This is a genomic window from Peptostreptococcus anaerobius 653-L (genome assembly GCF_000178095.1).
GTDB classification, from domain to species: domain Bacteria; phylum Bacillota; class Clostridia; order Peptostreptococcales; family Peptostreptococcaceae; genus Peptostreptococcus; species Peptostreptococcus anaerobius.
In genome coordinates this window covers 73,829-88,781 of sequence record NZ_ADJN01000065.1, presented here as the reverse complement: position 1 = coordinate 88,781, position 14,953 = coordinate 73,829, and the positions used below count along the sequence as shown (strand labels likewise).

At 34.5% G+C, this 14,953-nt stretch carries 24 protein-coding genes; all 24 read right to left on the bottom strand.

From position 1 onward, the window contains the following. Nucleotides 1-5 precede the first annotated feature (5 nt). The 24 genes from HMPREF0631_RS08705 to HMPREF0631_RS08590 all read right to left on the bottom strand — a co-directional run bounded on the left by HMPREF0631_RS08705 (nt 6) and on the right by HMPREF0631_RS08590 (nt 14,913). On the bottom strand, nt 6-380 hold the full coding sequence (locus HMPREF0631_RS08705) for a phage head closure protein (RefSeq protein ID WP_002844448.1): 375 nt from the start codon (nt 378-380) through the stop codon (nt 6-8). Next, the gene (locus tag HMPREF0631_RS08700; RefSeq protein ID WP_002844548.1) at nt 381-674 is read right to left on the bottom strand and encodes a head-tail connector protein; all 294 of its coding nucleotides are present in this window, start codon (nt 672-674) and stop codon (nt 381-383) included. It lies immediately after the preceding gene. Between the two features lie 17 nt (nt 675-691). Further along, nucleotides 692-1,834: a phage major capsid protein gene (locus tag HMPREF0631_RS08695; RefSeq protein WP_002844415.1), complete on the bottom strand. Its 1,143-nt coding sequence runs from the start codon at nt 1,832-1,834 to the stop codon at nt 692-694. A 17-nt stretch (nt 1,835-1,851) separates the two neighbouring features. Next, nucleotides 1,852-2,598 (bottom strand): head maturation protease, ClpP-related, encoded by a 747-nt coding sequence (locus HMPREF0631_RS08690; protein WP_002844431.1) that lies wholly within the window; start codon nt 2,596-2,598, stop codon nt 1,852-1,854. Next, a complete protein-coding gene (locus HMPREF0631_RS08685; protein ID WP_002844449.1) occupies nt 2,579-3,820 on the bottom strand; it encodes a phage portal protein in 1,242 nt (413 codons plus the stop codon). Before HMPREF0631_RS08685 ends, HMPREF0631_RS08690 begins: the two co-directional genes overlap by 20 nt. 25 nt (nt 3,821-3,845) lie before the next feature. Continuing rightward, a complete protein-coding gene (locus HMPREF0631_RS08680; protein ID WP_039866508.1) occupies nt 3,846-4,088 on the bottom strand; it encodes a hypothetical protein in 243 nt (80 codons plus the stop codon). Nucleotides 4,089-4,109: 21 nt separating this feature from the next. Further along, a complete protein-coding gene (locus HMPREF0631_RS08675; protein ID WP_002844411.1) occupies nt 4,110-5,891 on the bottom strand; it encodes a terminase large subunit in 1,782 nt (593 codons plus the stop codon). Beyond that, on the bottom strand, nt 5,888-6,367 hold the full coding sequence (locus tag HMPREF0631_RS08670; protein WP_002844528.1) for a phage terminase small subunit P27 family: 480 nt from the start codon (nt 6,365-6,367) through the stop codon (nt 5,888-5,890). The genes HMPREF0631_RS08675 and HMPREF0631_RS08670 overlap by 4 nt, the downstream gene beginning before the upstream one ends. 44 nt (nt 6,368-6,411) lie before the next feature. Then, nucleotides 6,412-7,125, bottom strand: a complete 714-nt coding sequence (locus tag HMPREF0631_RS08665; protein ID WP_002844424.1) for a hypothetical protein — start codon at nt 7,123-7,125, stop codon at nt 6,412-6,414. Nucleotides 7,126-7,127: 2 nt separating this feature from the next. Continuing rightward, nucleotides 7,128-7,469 carry a hypothetical protein gene (locus HMPREF0631_RS08660; RefSeq protein WP_002844460.1) on the bottom strand — a complete coding sequence of 114 codons (342 nt, stop codon included), beginning with the start codon at nt 7,467-7,469 and terminating at the stop codon, nt 7,128-7,130. 3 nt (nt 7,470-7,472) lie between these two features. After that, nucleotides 7,473-8,324: a ParA family protein gene (locus tag HMPREF0631_RS08655; protein ID WP_002844491.1), complete on the bottom strand. Its 852-nt coding sequence runs from the start codon at nt 8,322-8,324 to the stop codon at nt 7,473-7,475. A gap of 151 nt (nt 8,325-8,475) precedes the next feature. Next, nucleotides 8,476-8,892 carry a hypothetical protein gene (locus HMPREF0631_RS08650; RefSeq protein WP_002844543.1) on the bottom strand — a complete coding sequence of 139 codons (417 nt, stop codon included), beginning with the start codon at nt 8,890-8,892 and terminating at the stop codon, nt 8,476-8,478. Nucleotides 8,893-9,082: 190 nt separating this feature from the next. Then, a complete protein-coding gene (locus HMPREF0631_RS08645) occupies nt 9,083-9,631 on the bottom strand; it encodes a site-specific integrase (protein ID WP_002844501.1) in 549 nt (182 codons plus the stop codon). 142 nt (nt 9,632-9,773) lie between these two features. Further along, on the bottom strand, nt 9,774-10,589 hold the full coding sequence (locus HMPREF0631_RS08640) for a hypothetical protein (protein ID WP_002844498.1): 816 nt from the start codon (nt 10,587-10,589) through the stop codon (nt 9,774-9,776). A 65-nt stretch (nt 10,590-10,654) separates the two neighbouring features. Next, nucleotides 10,655-11,071, bottom strand: coding sequence for a hypothetical protein (locus HMPREF0631_RS08635; RefSeq protein WP_002844482.1), 417 nt, complete (start codon nt 11,069-11,071; stop codon nt 10,655-10,657). A gap of 250 nt (nt 11,072-11,321) precedes the next feature. Continuing rightward, a complete protein-coding gene (locus HMPREF0631_RS08630) occupies nt 11,322-11,750 on the bottom strand; it encodes a single-stranded DNA-binding protein (protein ID WP_002844510.1) in 429 nt (142 codons plus the stop codon). A gap of 47 nt (nt 11,751-11,797) precedes the next feature. Further along, nucleotides 11,798-12,067, bottom strand: coding sequence for a type II toxin-antitoxin system HicB family antitoxin (locus HMPREF0631_RS08625; protein ID WP_002844467.1), 270 nt, complete (start codon nt 12,065-12,067; stop codon nt 11,798-11,800). A gap of 2 nt (nt 12,068-12,069) precedes the next feature. After that, a complete protein-coding gene (locus tag HMPREF0631_RS08620; protein ID WP_002844436.1) occupies nt 12,070-12,375 on the bottom strand; it encodes a hypothetical protein in 306 nt (101 codons plus the stop codon). After that, nucleotides 12,365-12,571: a hypothetical protein gene (locus HMPREF0631_RS08615; RefSeq protein WP_039866506.1), complete on the bottom strand. Its 207-nt coding sequence runs from the start codon at nt 12,569-12,571 to the stop codon at nt 12,365-12,367. The genes HMPREF0631_RS08620 and HMPREF0631_RS08615 overlap by 11 nt, the downstream gene beginning before the upstream one ends. Then, entirely contained in the window at nt 12,561-12,953 is a 393-nt protein-coding gene (locus tag HMPREF0631_RS08610) for a YopX family protein (protein WP_039866505.1), read from the bottom strand. The genes HMPREF0631_RS08615 and HMPREF0631_RS08610 overlap by 11 nt, the downstream gene beginning before the upstream one ends. Then, nucleotides 12,940-13,167: a hypothetical protein gene (locus tag HMPREF0631_RS08605; RefSeq protein WP_002844427.1), complete on the bottom strand. Its 228-nt coding sequence runs from the start codon at nt 13,165-13,167 to the stop codon at nt 12,940-12,942. The genes HMPREF0631_RS08610 and HMPREF0631_RS08605 overlap by 14 nt, the downstream gene beginning before the upstream one ends. Nucleotides 13,168-13,169: 2 nt before the next feature. Beyond that, on the bottom strand, nt 13,170-14,027 hold the full coding sequence (locus HMPREF0631_RS08600) for a phage replisome organizer N-terminal domain-containing protein (RefSeq protein WP_002844505.1): 858 nt from the start codon (nt 14,025-14,027) through the stop codon (nt 13,170-13,172). An 8-nt stretch (nt 14,028-14,035) separates the two neighbouring features. Beyond that, complete coding sequence (locus HMPREF0631_RS08595; RefSeq protein WP_002844441.1) at nt 14,036-14,575, bottom strand: hypothetical protein; 540 nt, start codon at nt 14,573-14,575, stop codon at nt 14,036-14,038. Between the two features lie 116 nt (nt 14,576-14,691). Next, on the bottom strand, nt 14,692-14,913 hold the full coding sequence (locus HMPREF0631_RS08590) for a hypothetical protein (protein WP_002844525.1): 222 nt from the start codon (nt 14,911-14,913) through the stop codon (nt 14,692-14,694). Between the last annotated feature and the right edge of the window lie 40 nt (nt 14,914-14,953).

Genomic DNA, 14,953 nt, shown 5'->3' with positions numbered 1-14,953 from the left:
ATCACCTAGTCCTTAGTTTCCCTGTTGCAGATTATCTCTAAGTACTCCCTGCGCCCTAGCTCGCTTACTGATGTTATTTCATATTCGCTATTCTGATATCTGACTAGGCATTTTCTATCAATATCACTCCTATATCTGATTACTATTTTCAGATACTCATCACCGGTTATTATCCCAGTAGCCGTCAGTTTTTCACTTCCACGCATGGTAGTTACTTCTGCCCACAACTTTATTGATTTACTCTGCCCCTGTTCAAATTCTCCTAGCTCATTTTCTTCAACTTCATACTCACCTAGGTCATTTAGTACACCTTTTCCTGATACTATCTTTTTCCAAATGATTTCTATCCTTCTATCAAGCTTTCCTATGCCTATCACCATCTATATCACCTCTACACTTGCATACTGTAGTTGATGTATTAGTGATCTTATCATAGTACTGACCTTGTCATACCTATCATTCTTGACATAGACCCTATTATCGTACCACTCAGATATCATAGCTAGTCTGACCAGGTCGGCCATAGATTTAAACTTGCTGTCTTTCATCTTCTCAGCATAGTCATCTATAGCCCCTGACAGGTACGCTTCAGATGCAGCCATGAGGTTATCGATTAGTGGAATATCCTCATCTGCATCAACCCTTAAATAATTCATTACATACTCTAAATCCACTAACCACACCACCTATCCTATACTGGCTTAGCCATTTCACAAAGCACTAGAGCCTTATCATCAACCACACCTACATCAAATCTTTCAACCACTCTTAACCATGTAGCATACTCCTTGAATCCTGCCTCAGCACTTGTTGCAACTTCTATGCCCTTCTTTTCATAGAAGTTTAGATATTCTTCTGCATCTCCAACATAGAATGTCAAATTATTTGATGTCTTAGGTGTTAGCTCTTCATCAGCAAACACTTCTATTATCTTGTTTCTTAACATCATCTTAGTAGGGTCGGCTAAGCAAGGCTGTAACAACTTCCTTCCCTGCTTGTCTTCAAGAGTATCCAGGTAGTTAAAAGAAGTCTGATTAGTGATTATCTTGGCATTTTCAGCAATCGCAGGGTCAAGAGTTACATTTAATGCCTCTAACAGTCCATCTACACCCTTGATAGTCTTTGCCTCCAACTTCTTGAATTCTGTTATTATAGCCTTGTTTTCAGTCCTTACAGATGCCTTTACGAACTCCTTTCCTATGTAGTCCACTATATTTACATCCGTATCCTCAATGAACTGATTAGCAACTGGTATTAGTAAACCATAATCTTTTACAGCCCATGACTTCTGAGCAAACTTCAAGTCTTTAGCAGTTAGAGTATTCAATTCCTCAAAGTTAAGCAGCTCTAATGCATTTTCACCCTCAGTATTGAACTTACCAGTCCTAGTAGTTACAGACTTTACATTTACAAGCTCCTTTAAAGACCTTCTCTTTCTTCTTAGCTCCTTAATCTGTGTTTCGTGAGTTGTTGGCAGTAGATATCCACCTCTTACATCATCAGCACCTATCACACCAGTATCCCCTGCCTTGTTTTCCACAAGATTGTCAGCTACATATTTCTTTTCTGCATCAGTCATAGACTTATTCATTAGTGCCTTGTTAAATGCCCTATTTTCGTCAACCTTATCAGACACAACAGCAGTACTAGAGTTATTTACAACACTATTCTTCTCGTCTTCCTCAATTTTTAGCTGAATTTCTAACTCCTTATTTAGGTTTTCAATCTCACCTATTATTGCATGAGCCTTTTCTATTTCTCCCTTGTCTCTAAGGTTCTTCATTTCAGCCTTTTTATTTTCGATTTTTCTTCTTATTTCTGCGCTTAGTAACATATTCTTATCTCCTTATCCTATAACATCAATGCTATTTCAATTTCCTTAGCCATCTTGTCAGCTACCTGATATTGTGTACCTTCAAGGTCCTTATCTGATTGACCTTTATTATCAATGCTTGAACCTGACTCCATTTCCAATGACTTTTTTAACTCCTCTGGTATTTTTGCACAATTTAAAATGCAGTTACCAACTTTATTGTCGATTACTGCATTTTTATCCACTATATCCACTTTGAAGTAGTCCTTAGCTGATTTACCAGTCAGCCATGTCTCGTTATTAATCATGCTATTGATTGTCTCAGAATCTACCCCCTCAACAACCTTAGCCATATAGGTATTTACTATCCCCTCTTGCAAGGTATCAAGCGTATCAGCCATCTTCTTGAAGTCATCAGCATTACCACTACACCAGCTTGATGGCTTGTGTATCATCAGGTAGGCATTTTCAGGCATTTCAATAGTGTCACACCCAAAAGCTATGATTGATGCAGCACTACCAGCCAGTCCATCTATTATAGCCTTCGTGCTGGCATTATGTCTCTTTAACATATTAGCTATTGCAATCCCAGCAAACAAATCGCCACCACCTGAGTTTATATAGACATTGACGGTCTTGTTGTTAGCCTCAGATAGCATATCACGGATATCAGATGGATATGTATCCATATCTTCACCCCATGACCAACCTTTCCAGCTGTCATCAACTATGTCACCTACTACATAGATATCAGTGCTATCAGCATTATTCTGTACTCTTATCACTTTTCTCACCTCCTTCACTATCATCTTTTTTATAAGCCAGTCCAATGTCAGACAGGTCTACATATGATCCATTCACCATTACTACGTCACCCTCATCAATCCTAGGCATTCCTAGATAGCTTCTTGCTTCGTTTATTGTGTAGACTGACCCAGTTGTCAGCTTAGCCAAGAATTCAGCTTGTGATTTTATATCACCTCTCAATATCGTAGCTACGTTAAACTCAAAATGTAGCCCCTTCTTCCTCTCGTCACTAGACAAGAGTTTATAATTAAATTCTTCCTCGTATTGAGTTAGTATGTATAACAAAGTGTCAACATAATAAGTCAAGTTCTGTGCCTCTGAATTAGCGTATGATGACTTTTCATAGTCGTTCAAGTGATTAGGCTTGACACCCATAGCACTTGCTATCTGTAGTGCTGAATACTTCTTTAACTCATAGAACTGACTATCAGTCAATTTCAAATCCAAAGGCACTAGATCCATGCCAAGCGGTATTGGAATTATCCTCTCGTTGGTATCATTACTAGCAAAATCAGCAATTTCTTTGACCAACTTTTCCTTTTTGTCTCTATTAAGATCCCCGACATATTTTATGATAGCATTAGCCGTTAATCCATTTTTATATAAATTATTAAGATACCTCTGGGCCTCTTTAGAGCCTGATAGAGTACCTGCTAGTGTTTCCCTTACAGATTTACCTACTAGCCCATCTATAGCCAAGCCACCCTTCATATGCAATATCTCACCGGGCTTAAAATAATATGCTTTTCCACTTTCAGAATATTGATATACATGACTGAAATCCACTGTAATATCTCTAGTGTTATTTACTAGTATGCTCATATTTTGTGGTTTAAGAGGGACTATACTCTTCAACTTGCCTCTCTCATACCTGAGATACGCATACGCATTGCCATAATGATTACGATTAAACTCCATCAAGGTTTTAAATGTTACACTAGACATAAAAGGATTGGGTCTAAGGGCCAGTAGCTCCAATACCCCATTGTCCTTGACCTTGTTACCATCACCATCTTTTAAGTGTATTGACAGCTTACCCAAAGATTCACTCAGTACCTTTAGACAAGTAAAATAAGTAACCTCTGATAAGTCACTCCCAACACCTTCGTCCTTTCGCCTAAAATACTCATTGATTTCGGATAGGCTAACAGTTTTTTCGCTATCTGTTTCTTTATTCAAAAACCTTCCAAATATTCCCATATCTTATTATCACCTACCTGCATTCTTAATCTAGCATTTCATTCTTTTTTATTTTGTATTTTCTAATCTGATCATTTAGCTTGTATGACTTTATAAAAAATACTAAAAAAACAATCAAGACTATAGCTAATTCAATGTATAGTGGTATAAAAGTCATTACCCACGATAATTTACTTTTTCCAGTTACTTTTAGCAGCACTAACCCAACTTGTATTAATCCTATTATGCTGACAGTATTATTAGCTGTGTTTCCTTGATTTTTTCTCATTATCTCCCCCCTGTTCTCTTGCTACTTACTTTTACTCTTATCTTTAAATGCCTTCATCATGTCTTCCCACTCGTCGAAGTCATCATCAGCATTGTATTTAATGTTATTCTTGCTGTTTACATATAACTTCCATGCATCCACCACGGCATCTATAGGATCTATCCTACCTGTTGCTATATTTTTTTCTATCTTAGTCTCACCAAAACTATTTTTTGTTGTAACTGCATTAGAACAAGACCAGCTAAATAGCTCGTCTAACTTGTTATATTCAATTCCTAGTGCATCAACTGTCAACTTAAAGTCTATAGTTGCATCAGATAGTGACCTTGCTGACTGCACTATCTCAGTCAAGTCACAACCTAAGAATTCTAAATCACTGATAAAAGCACCAGCATTGTGTGGGTCATAGCCACAATCTATAAATTTGATGCCGTATTCTTCCTTGATTTTCCTTAGATAAGCCGTTATAAAACTATAGTCAGTCTTATAACCACCACCGCCAGTGGTCAAGTCTAATAAACCTTGGTCAGCCCACAACTGATATGGTGCATCATCTGTCTTTATATGCTCCTGCAGCCTCATAATAGGCATAAATGAATGATGGTGGATAAATACCTTATCTTCACCTTTCAGAGGTGGAAAAATCAGCGCTATACTCGTTAAATCGCCACCACTCGACAAGTCTATGCCCAGTATGCACTCTCTCCCCTTAAAATCTCCTAGGGTCCTCTTAGATCTACACTTTAACAGCTTTTTATTGTCAAGTAGCTGGTCACCTGCATTAGTTACCCAGCAATTTAATTCCTTGGTTAAAAAGTTTACAAGCTCATTACCACCTGTCTCCTTGGCCGTGATAGACTTCTCTCTTATCTTGTCTATCATTTCCTCATCAAGTGTATCATCCTCATTCCACAGCCTTAGAGGACTTGTCTTTGCCCAGTTGACTGGGTCCCATATATCATCATCCTTATCCATCTCACAGATATATATGAACTGCGAATCTTTAGTAACTATACCCTCAAGTATCTTTTTGCATAGTAGATACTTCTTATGACAAGCACCACCGATTGTAAATCCAGCTGTAGTTATGATTAAGGTCAATGCAGACTTTACATTTATCTGACCATCAAGCAATAATTGATACATCTTGCTATTAGGATGTGCATGATATTCATCAACTATAGACAGCACCGATCTAAAACCATCAGCTGACTTGGTATCTCTCCCAATTGCCTTGATTTCAGTACCAGTCACATAACTTTTGATTATCCTGTCATGCTCCCTTATTTTATACATCTTATCCAGCCATTTGTCTGATCTGATAAACTTGGCCAACTCGTCCCAGACTATATTAGCCTGGTCTTGCTTAGTGGCTGCACAGTATATCTTACCTAACTTATATCCTCTAAATGTTGCCCACGCATTGCCCTCAACACCAGCCAAAAAGGACTTACCATTCTGTCTAGCTATTTGTATATAGCCTTCCCTATATCTGAGTGCATCATTAGACTTCTTTTTCCAACCATGTAGTGACCCAATTATGAAGTCCTGAAAGCCCCTAGTCTTTAATGGCATTTCTTCCTCACCTTCAGCTATTTTCAATTCATTAGCTATATCTATATACTTCTCTGCCTCTTCAACATCAAAATAGTAGGGCCAGTCTCCTTTTGACTTTTCAATATCATCTAGATGCCTTTGACAACATTGTATTTCTGTCTCGCCTTTTAACACTTCTCTATTGGCCACTTTCATGGCATATCTAGTAGTTCTATCTATTTCAACATTTTTAAAGTTTTTTATCATAGATATTTCAAGAAAGGATTAGATTCTTTTTCCTCAGTCTTTGGAATCACGAGACGCAACCTATCCGAGGTGGCAAGACCTAACTTAGATGAACACTGCATAATTGTATCAACCTGTATTTTTCTTAGCTTTATTAAGTCCTTAGCACATTCATTTACTATAAGATTGGCATCATCATCTATATTAGTTATACTAGCCCCCTTTAATTTATTAGTAATATCAATGTATGTAGCATAGGAATCACAATATATCGCAAGCACAGACAAGTCCATGTTGTCAATTAGCTCCAATGGCCCAGACTCCTTGACTATCCTTTTAAACTCCTTCTTACCCTCCTTAGACAACCAAGTAGGTACTCTCAAATCCCTAGCCACTTTCAATTTAGACTCAGCAATTTCCCTTTGCAGCTTCTTCTCCTTGCCTATCTTTCCACTAGACACCACCGATAACTTAGGTGGCCTACCAGTCTTAGTCATTTCAATCCCTCCTTTCATAAATCTCTACACAAAAAAAGAGCCTTTCAGCTCTCATTTTTTATCTTATCGTATAATAAACAATATTTATCACCTTGCAAATACTGTACAACACCTGTTTTTCTATGGAAACACGATATTATATTGTCATAATGTTCAATAAAGGTTATCATATTTAACAATCTAACAATTTTGTAAAAATTTTTATAAAAACTTTCTTTATTATTTAAAACATATCCAACTTTACTATAAACTTTACAGCAAGATAAGTACTCCTCCACTAAATCAGCTTGCCATTTCTTGCCCCCATGAATATATTCACAGGTTTCTGAATATTCACCCTTTAAAAACATATAGTACCCTTGCGATAAGTAATCACTATATTCACTATATGCATTACTATTCATTTCCTCAAATACGCTTACCGTAACTCTTCCATCTTCTATTTTTTTAATAATCCTTATATAGTTTTCTATTATGGAGCGTTTATTTAAATATATATATCTCAGTTGATTTTTTAATATACTATCCATAAAAAAGTATAAATCTGATATCAAACTCATTCTATATATATCAAATTCACTATCTAATTTAACATTTTTCATAAAAATAATCTGCTTGGCTATAAATCGAATACAATCTTTATCACTTTGTTCAATTTCAATTGAATCATTTTTTAATTGCATGCATATATAATCAACAAAATTATTTACATTTCTTTTAATCTTTTCCAATTCTTGTTTTAAAAGTATGTCGCTCATTTCTAAATCCACCCATCAAATGAATTCCCATTACCTTTATTGTTTAGCTCCTTATATTCTTCTATTTTTTTACTAACATACACATATGTACTTTTTTGAAACTTATGCATCTCATCTGAATTATATATAATTCTAGTGATTTTTGCGACAACCATTGTTCTAGACTTATATACATAATCTTTAAAAGACACTCCTAAGATTTCATATACAAATTCATCTATTTCGCTATTTTTAACAAATAGTTTTTTTGATAAAATAATTTCAGATATTATACCTATTATTTTATACTTTTGCACATTTTTACTTTTTAATTCATTTCTAAATATTACCAAACTAGAATACATGCCTTAATCCTCATCATTCTCTAATTTTTTAATAAGTTCCATGCTTATCGATTCAATATCTTCCCTTGAAGCTTTATACTTAGTCGGCAAAGGACCTCGTTTACCTCTTTGTATGTCATTTACTATAGTTGTTACAGATGTAAAAATGCATATATCATTAACAATATCTTTACTTTCAAAATCAACTTTTATTTGGTTTTGCTTAACAGAATTGTTTTTATCAACCATAGTATATACCAGCCCTAAGCATTTTAACTGAATATCTTCTTGACTTACTAAATTATCAATCGCTCTTTGTAATGAATTAATACCAACTATAGAATATCTATCAATCTTATTTGGTATTAAATAATAATCAGATGCCATGAGTGCACTATCTGTATAAATTGTTAGTGTGGGTGGACAATCTATAAATATATAATCATACTTTTCTCTAATTTTATTATCTCTAATAAACTTTTTTATCCTATTGACATATTGATGATTACTTATAGAATTTGCTAAAACCAAACTCAAATCACCACATAATATATCTAAATTATCTTTTAAAGATATTATTATATCATCTGAACTAGGCATTTCAAACTTATCTCTTATATTTCTATCCATTTCAAAAAGTCTGAAAATAGTTTTTTCTTTAGCTTGAACATATGTAGTATAAAAATTTCCATTTACATCGTCTTTATCTTTACTCTTATATGTATCTAATAGTGCTTGTGTTGCGTTAAACTGTGGATCAGCATCTATTATTAAAACTTTTTTCCCTATATCTGATATATAGTCACTTATTCCTATACTTAGCGTTGTTTTTCCAACTCCACCTTTCATATTTATAACCGAAATAACCTTGCCCATAAATTCCTCCGTATTAATATAGTAATTACCACCATTATACCATATTGAGGTTTATATCGGTTCAGATTTTTAAAATTATTTTTGAACTTTCTGGCATTTTCCCGCGAGAAAAGTCCCCCGCGGTCCTAGAAAAAGTTTTTTCAAACTTTTTTTAGTACCCCTCCCTAAACTTTTCTAAAAAACTTAGGAGTTCCTTAGCCTTTGCCTCTTTAAACTCATGTCCTTTATCGTATTCTCTCTCGATCTCAGCGTGTGACTGATTGCTAAGAGGTATTAAGTAGTCAGGATCTAATCTCTTACTCCAATCATCTCTGACTGGTATGATGTGATGCACCATCTCAGATGGAACTAACCTGTTGTACTTGTATAGTTGATATACATCAAGGTTATGGTATCTATATCTAGTCTGCTTGGCCAAGCTAGTCCATTGAGTAGACTTGTAAAACTTCTTGGTCTTCTCGTCTCTTACCTGCTTGTCATATGCTTTGTGTCTATCATATCCACACACCTTACAGACTTCTCCAACTGGGACCTTAGCCCCGCACCTACAAAGTTTAGTTAACATCATACCACCCCCTTTAGGTAGGACACCTCCCCCCTCTTTCAAATGTTACATATCTGCTATTCTGTAATATATATTCTAACTTTCACTTATCAGCCTGTGGTCTTTGATTTTCTATAACTTCCAACCATCTTGACTGTATATACATTGACTATAAATATTACACCAGCTCATTATGTAACTTGTTGCTTATAAATTAAAAGTAACACATTGAATCATAAGCATCACTCAACGTGTCCTGATTAATTCCTATGTATCTTAGTGTAACGCTTGGCTCACTATGATTAAATATATTCTGTAGTACTGCTATATTCTTAGTCTTGAGATAGTAATGATATCCAAATGTCTTACGCAAGCTATGTGTACCTGTATGCTCAACACCAAACATCATGCAAGTCTCTTTGATTATCTTCCATGCATGTTGTCTAGTCATTGGCTCAACTCCATCTTTCTTACTGTATATCAAGTACTGATAATCTTCTTTGCCTTCGATATATTTATCAAGTACTTTCTTCAACCGTTTATTTATCTTGATGTCCTTGTACTTACCAGTCTTCTTCTCCTTCAATCTTATATTAGACTTACCTCTAACATGTTTGACCTGTAGTCTGAGTATGTCTGATATTCGTAGACCAGTGTACAAGCCTAGATTGAATAGTATATAATTTCTTTCGTTAGTCTTCTCAAGATACATTAATATGTCTTCAAGCTTATTCGTATCTCGTATTGGTTCTACATAGTTCACATATCATCACCTCACTTTCACGCAAGCAAAAAGGATACGCTCTCACGTATCCCTAGCTCGCTACTTAAATAAATGTACAGGAGGAATAATGTCTTTTATCACTACTTCCACAATACTATAATACCACATACTCAACTGCCATTTAGTGCCATATTTTATGAACTTTTATAATATTATACTCCGGTTTAACACTTCCATCATCCTTTATGGGTGCTTTTATTTGTAAAACCACGTCCATGAGAGTTCCATTTACAAAGTTTACCTCTCCATTTCTCACTTTGTCTGTAAAATCTACATCTAGTATATCAACCATTATTTGTTTATCGTACCATACTAACCATTTAGATTTCATTTCCAAGTCTGGTTTTTTAACTGTTAACGTTATTCTTGAATAACTTATTCTATATTCATTATCTTTTTTATTTTTAAAATATATTCGATCCTCTGGTAAAATCCTTACTTTTTTTATATCATTACAATTATGGGAACTAATTTCAATAGCTCTATCTTGCGGTGCGCTATTAATCATTTTATCCAAACTTTCAAAAATACCATTATTACCGCTATATATGTTAATAGTAGAATCGTTAACGGTAATAGAATTTCCATAATGATTTATAATTGTGTTACCATACATTTCCCTATACTCCTTACCTTTTAAAAATTTTTTACTTTCTATAACAAACATTACAACATCAATGAATTCTTTAGTGGAACTTATAATTGTAGGTATAAGTGGCGCTGAACAACATACAAACTCTAATATTGGACTTATATCGATCGTAAAACTACCTTTTTCAAAGGCTACTATTTTTGTATTTAACGTAACAGATTTATCCATGTCCAAATTACCTCTTAAATTATTTAGGAATTTAGATGTGTATTTTAAAAATATTGCTAAGTCATCAATACTAATATCATTTTCACCCTCAAATTTAATTTTCAAAATATCATCCATATTAATTATTCTCCTTTAATGTATTCTATTTCAACTATACCAAAGGAAAATGTTTTATTCAACACCTATACAATGTTTTCATCAATTATTTTCTGAATTTTCTCTAATGACTCCCTATGCAATTTATATATATGTCTAATATTATATCCAAGTTCAATCGCAATCTTTTCCCACTCCTTGTAGTGCACATATCTTTCCAACAAAATATACTCTAATGTATTATCCCCTACCCTACTTATTGTAATCATAATTTCCTCAATAACTAGTAACTTCTCTTTAATCCTATCATTGATTTGACTTTTCAAGTCTACAGCCTTACACATAAGTCCTTCAGTAGATGACCTGCCACTTGTCTGTATTTTATCGCCATAATTGATAGCACCACCATGAATCATAGTTTCTAATTCAAGTAACTGATATTCCATTGATTCAATTAATTTATCAAGATTATACTTTCTTGACAAATATTCTTTAGCCGTCATCTACTCCCCTCCTTAGTAACCTTCTGTAATTCTCTTATATCTGACATAGTCGTTCCACCTGTCATCCCCTATAAATTCTACCAGTTCTCCGAATAGCTGATAGAATGCTGTCAATTCTCCACTCTCCATCTATTTCCTCCTCACAGAACAAAGACCCATCTGCACATATGGTGTATTACATACTTTACCCACATTACGTCTATTAGATCCTCTATTGCTGAAATTATGCTACTGCTCATATCTATACCTCCTAAAATGGCACGTCACCATCATTAACCACATCAAACTCACTAGGACTAACTACATTGCTCGGCTCAAACTTTGGTCCCTCAAAATTCTCACCTTGGACACCAGACTTCTTAGCAGACTCCAGCGATTGAATATTTCTAGCAGCGACCTTCGTAAATGATCTATTATTTCCGTCATCAGCCACATATTTATCGACTCTAATACTACCTTGTACAGCCACCAGTCTGCCCTTGCCAACATAGTTAGCTGTATACTCAGCTGGCTTTCCCATTATCTCGCAAGGAATAAAGTCAGTTGTTGTTGACCCGTCCCTATTCTTATAATCTCTATCAATGGCCAACGTGAATGTTGTTACCGGTGTGCCAGAACCAGGTATATACCTTAACTCCGGATTCTTAGTCAATCTTCCTACCAATACTACATTGTTCATCTTCACCCTCCTGAAATAATTCTTCTAATATTCTCCTTTGCCCGCCCTTATAAATCTATCTCAACGCTTACATACATCCTGTAATCAGTCGAATCATCCCTTTTCACATCTTTAATTTTCGATGCTTTAGGAATACTTTCGCAACTCTCATGCAATTCTTTTATAGCAACCTCTATATAATCAGCCGCCATTTTCCTAATATCCCTAGTTCTCTTAGCTTGAGTCACTCCGCCAAACATTTCAAAATCCGGTATATAAATAATCCAATCTTTTTCAACTTCTCTCGCAACAATAGGATATGTAAATACTTTTTTCATGACTATCTCCTCACCAAGTTCCCAACTTCAATCTGCTTAAACTTATCTTTATCAACCGATATACATATACGCTCATCCGAATTATCTCTAAGTATCAAATTATACTGCTCATCATATCTCTCCATTTTCCCATTCTCTTCCACGATCTCCTCAGGTAGATATTCCTTTTCCAGTACAACACCTAGGTACTCCCTACAATGCTCTTTATGCATTGAATAACCAGTTCCAAATCCAAGTATAAACACCAACATTATCGTAAACGCTATGAATATGCTATTGATTATTTTATAATTTTTCTTAAAATCCATGTTTCTTCCTCCTACTCTTATAAATATTCTTAGACAACTCATCATGTACATAACTTTGTATATCTATACTAACTTGCCTTTTCTTGTAGAGCTCCTCTTTTAAATCTCTATACTCTGCATAAGACTTACACTTAGAATGACAACCCACATTTCGATTCTCGCACATCTTGCAAGGTGCATCCACTCTAGCGTTCATTACAGTGCCCCACTATCACAGACCTTTGTAGCGTATTCACTAAAATGGTGTTCGATTCACTTATCAATTGCTTAACCAAACCTTCTTTAGCAAAATTAACTAGCGTAAATCTATTGTCGATATATGCGACCACAGCAGTATTTGTGTCTTCATAAAAATCATCCATGTTTGCGTTATATACTGAATCTTCAAATGCAAGTATAGAACCTTCGAAAATTTCTTGCCCGTTCTTATCTACTAACCCAGTAGGCCTAATCAATCTTGCTTTATCCAAATTTACGACTGCGCCACTTTTAAGTAGTGCAGCATTTCTCTCGCAGTATATGGTCATTATTTTTTCTAACTTTCCATCTTTCGCCACTCTCAAATTAGTAATTTTCATAATCCACCTCCATATCATAATATTTCTTTTTTAATTTTCTAACTTTAGCCATTCTTGATGGCTTAGAATTATTTTTATAAGCGTATCTAGTTTCAGATATTACCCCGCATTTTTCGCATTGAACTAGGTATCCTTTATCAGTTATCTTAATCACAACAAGACAGCTATCACAAAACTTACATCTGTCCTTAGCTGTGTAATCTCCATCAAGCATAATCACCTAGCCTTCCTAGCAGGTAGCCCTGCTGCCTTCCTTAACTGCTCTTCCGTGTAGGTAGCACTCTTGAAATTATGAAACCTAGTCTTAGGAAGATTGATCTTATCCTGTTTCTTAGCTTGCACCTTCCAATCATTTTTTAATGCCCCTAGCAAGTAGCCTATATTTGCGTTTAAATCACCTTTAACTAATGTCGTGTCTATCTTTTCTTTTAGATAGTCAACCCCTTTCTTGTAGATGTCTAGTGATAATATCTTTTTTATATTTTCTTCGCTCAGATTATTAGACTTTAATAACTTTATATAGTCAGTGCTATTTGCAACTTCCTCTTTTTTTGACTTATCAACATTATCCACATTATCAACAGGTTTATTTTTCCCCTTTTCCTTTAAATTTATATCTTTCTCTAACTCTATCTCTATCTCTATCTCTGGTGGACGAATGTCGGACAAATGTCCCGATACTTGTCCTTTTAACTTCTCTTGATTAATCTTCTGTCTATACTCTCTCTTCCTATCTCCCTCAGTACTTGACCTACCTATAAAATTCTGAATTTGAAGCATATACATAGCACCCGATTCCAGTTGCTCTATGAGTCCAAGATTCATGAAGTGTACAATCGCTTGTTTTACATCACCTACGCTATGTCTTGTAACAGTAGCAAGCATTTCTGGACTATATGGAATGACATCATTCATCATCAACTTGCCACTATTTTTGAGGCTGCGTAGGTATAATTTGAGTAGTATATTTGAGTACTTATGTCCATCAGGCAGACTTTCAAGATATATTATTTCGTCTGACTCAAAAAAGTTTTCCTTTAATTTCAGATAGTAGTATTTTTTATTGTCACTCATAATATCACCTACTTATTTAATCTTAGTAAGCTTATATCAATAGGTTTCATCAAGGCAGTGCATTCATTCTTTATATTGTATTGATCTATGTCAAAACCTAAATTTCTGACATATGCCTCAGCTTCTTTTCCATTTTTGCAAACCCGTTTTATATTCAAAATCAAACTTTCGTATTCATGCATTGTTTTTATTGATATTTTATTCTCTTTATCTTCTAGCTTAAAAATTTCTGGTGATTTGTATACTGCATATTGATATATAATATGTTCTTTTGCATTTTCTTTTGTACTAAAATATTTAAGCTGATTTTCTAAGGCATCAGTACAGTAGCTGATTTGCTTTATCTCTTCCTGCTCTTTAAATTTAGAGTAGATTTTATATACTCTATTCATAAGTGGCTGTATTTCTTCAATAAGTTCATCAAGCCCTGTCCTCTTAAACAGATTTTTTTCTGCAACTTCCTTCTTGACTTTATATTCTTCGTAAATGCTATATGAAGCATTTGCTTTTTCTGATTTTATAAAATTTATTACATCTGTCTTTTTCATTGCATAATCCTCCTGTACATGTTATAATTAATTTGATTTTTTTGTTTAGTCGGCCTTAGGGTCGGCTTTTTAATTCATGTATACGACCATTGTTAAATTCCTCTTTTACATATCACCTATATATCACCTATATAGACTGTTGTATCTCCGTGATCTAACTCCAATTCTAAATCCTTTATCCAATAAGTACATATTAGTGTTGTTGTACAGTCTCTGTTTTCTTCATAAAAATTAAGTTCTTCATCATCGACACTTATATAAGCTACCTCTATTCCATTTTCTTTTGCCCACTTTTTTACATACTTTCTTACCTTGTCAAAATCATCCAGTCTAACCATTCTTACTTCTCCTCTCTTAATCTTAAATATTCTGCCACTT

Bases quoted from the DNA above. Each gene is read 5' to 3' on its own strand.
- HMPREF0631_RS08650 (WP_002844543.1), bottom strand. From the start codon at position 8,892: ATGATGTTAACTAAACTTTGTAGGTGCGGGGCTAAGGTCCCAGTTGGA.
- HMPREF0631_RS08680 (WP_039866508.1), bottom strand. From the start codon at position 4,088: ATGAGAAAAAATCAAGGAAACACAGCTAATAATACTGTCAGCATAATA.
- HMPREF0631_RS08605 (WP_002844427.1), bottom strand. From the start codon at position 13,167: ATGCTTGATGGAGATTACACAGCTAAGGACAGATGTAAGTTTTGTGAT.
- HMPREF0631_RS08630 (WP_002844510.1), bottom strand. From the start codon at position 11,750: ATGAACAATGTAGTATTGGTAGGAAGATTGACTAAGAATCCGGAGTTA.
- HMPREF0631_RS08615 (WP_039866506.1), bottom strand. From the start codon at position 12,571: ATGAACGCTAGAGTGGATGCACCTTGCAAGATGTGCGAGAATCGAAAT.
- HMPREF0631_RS08685 (WP_002844449.1), bottom strand. From the start codon at position 3,820: ATGGGAATATTTGGAAGGTTTTTGAATAAAGAAACAGATAGCGAAAAA.
- HMPREF0631_RS08655 (WP_002844491.1), bottom strand. From the start codon at position 8,324: ATGGGCAAGGTTATTTCGGTTATAAATATGAAAGGTGGAGTTGGAAAA.
- HMPREF0631_RS08675 (WP_002844411.1), bottom strand. From the start codon at position 5,891: ATGATAAAAAACTTTAAAAATGTTGAAATAGATAGAACTACTAGATAT.
- HMPREF0631_RS08625 (WP_002844467.1), bottom strand. From the start codon at position 12,067: ATGAAAAAAGTATTTACATATCCTATTGTTGCGAGAGAAGTTGAAAAA.
- HMPREF0631_RS08660 (WP_002844460.1), bottom strand. From the start codon at position 7,469: ATGTATTCTAGTTTGGTAATATTTAGAAATGAATTAAAAAGTAAAAAT.
- HMPREF0631_RS08620 (WP_002844436.1), bottom strand. From the start codon at position 12,375: ATGGATTTTAAGAAAAATTATAAAATAATCAATAGCATATTCATAGCG.
- HMPREF0631_RS08635 (WP_002844482.1), bottom strand. From the start codon at position 11,071: ATGACGGCTAAAGAATATTTGTCAAGAAAGTATAATCTTGATAAATTA.
- HMPREF0631_RS08670 (WP_002844528.1), bottom strand. From the start codon at position 6,367: ATGACTAAGACTGGTAGGCCACCTAAGTTATCGGTGGTGTCTAGTGGA.
- HMPREF0631_RS08590 (WP_002844525.1), bottom strand. From the start codon at position 14,913: ATGGTTAGACTGGATGATTTTGACAAGGTAAGAAAGTATGTAAAAAAG.
- HMPREF0631_RS08595 (WP_002844441.1), bottom strand. From the start codon at position 14,575: ATGAAAAAGACAGATGTAATAAATTTTATAAAATCAGAAAAAGCAAAT.
- HMPREF0631_RS08640 (WP_002844498.1), bottom strand. From the start codon at position 10,589: ATGGATGATATTTTGAAAATTAAATTTGAGGGTGAAAATGATATTAGT.
- HMPREF0631_RS08600 (WP_002844505.1), bottom strand. From the start codon at position 14,027: ATGAGTGACAATAAAAAATACTACTATCTGAAATTAAAGGAAAACTTT.
- HMPREF0631_RS08610 (WP_039866505.1), bottom strand. From the start codon at position 12,953: ATGAAAATTACTAATTTGAGAGTGGCGAAAGATGGAAAGTTAGAAAAA.
- HMPREF0631_RS08695 (WP_002844415.1), bottom strand. From the start codon at position 1,834: ATGTTACTAAGCGCAGAAATAAGAAGAAAAATCGAAAATAAAAAGGCT.
- HMPREF0631_RS08665 (WP_002844424.1), bottom strand. From the start codon at position 7,125: ATGAGCGACATACTTTTAAAACAAGAATTGGAAAAGATTAAAAGAAAT.
- HMPREF0631_RS08705 (WP_002844448.1), bottom strand. From the start codon at position 380: ATGGTGATAGGCATAGGAAAGCTTGATAGAAGGATAGAAATCATTTGG.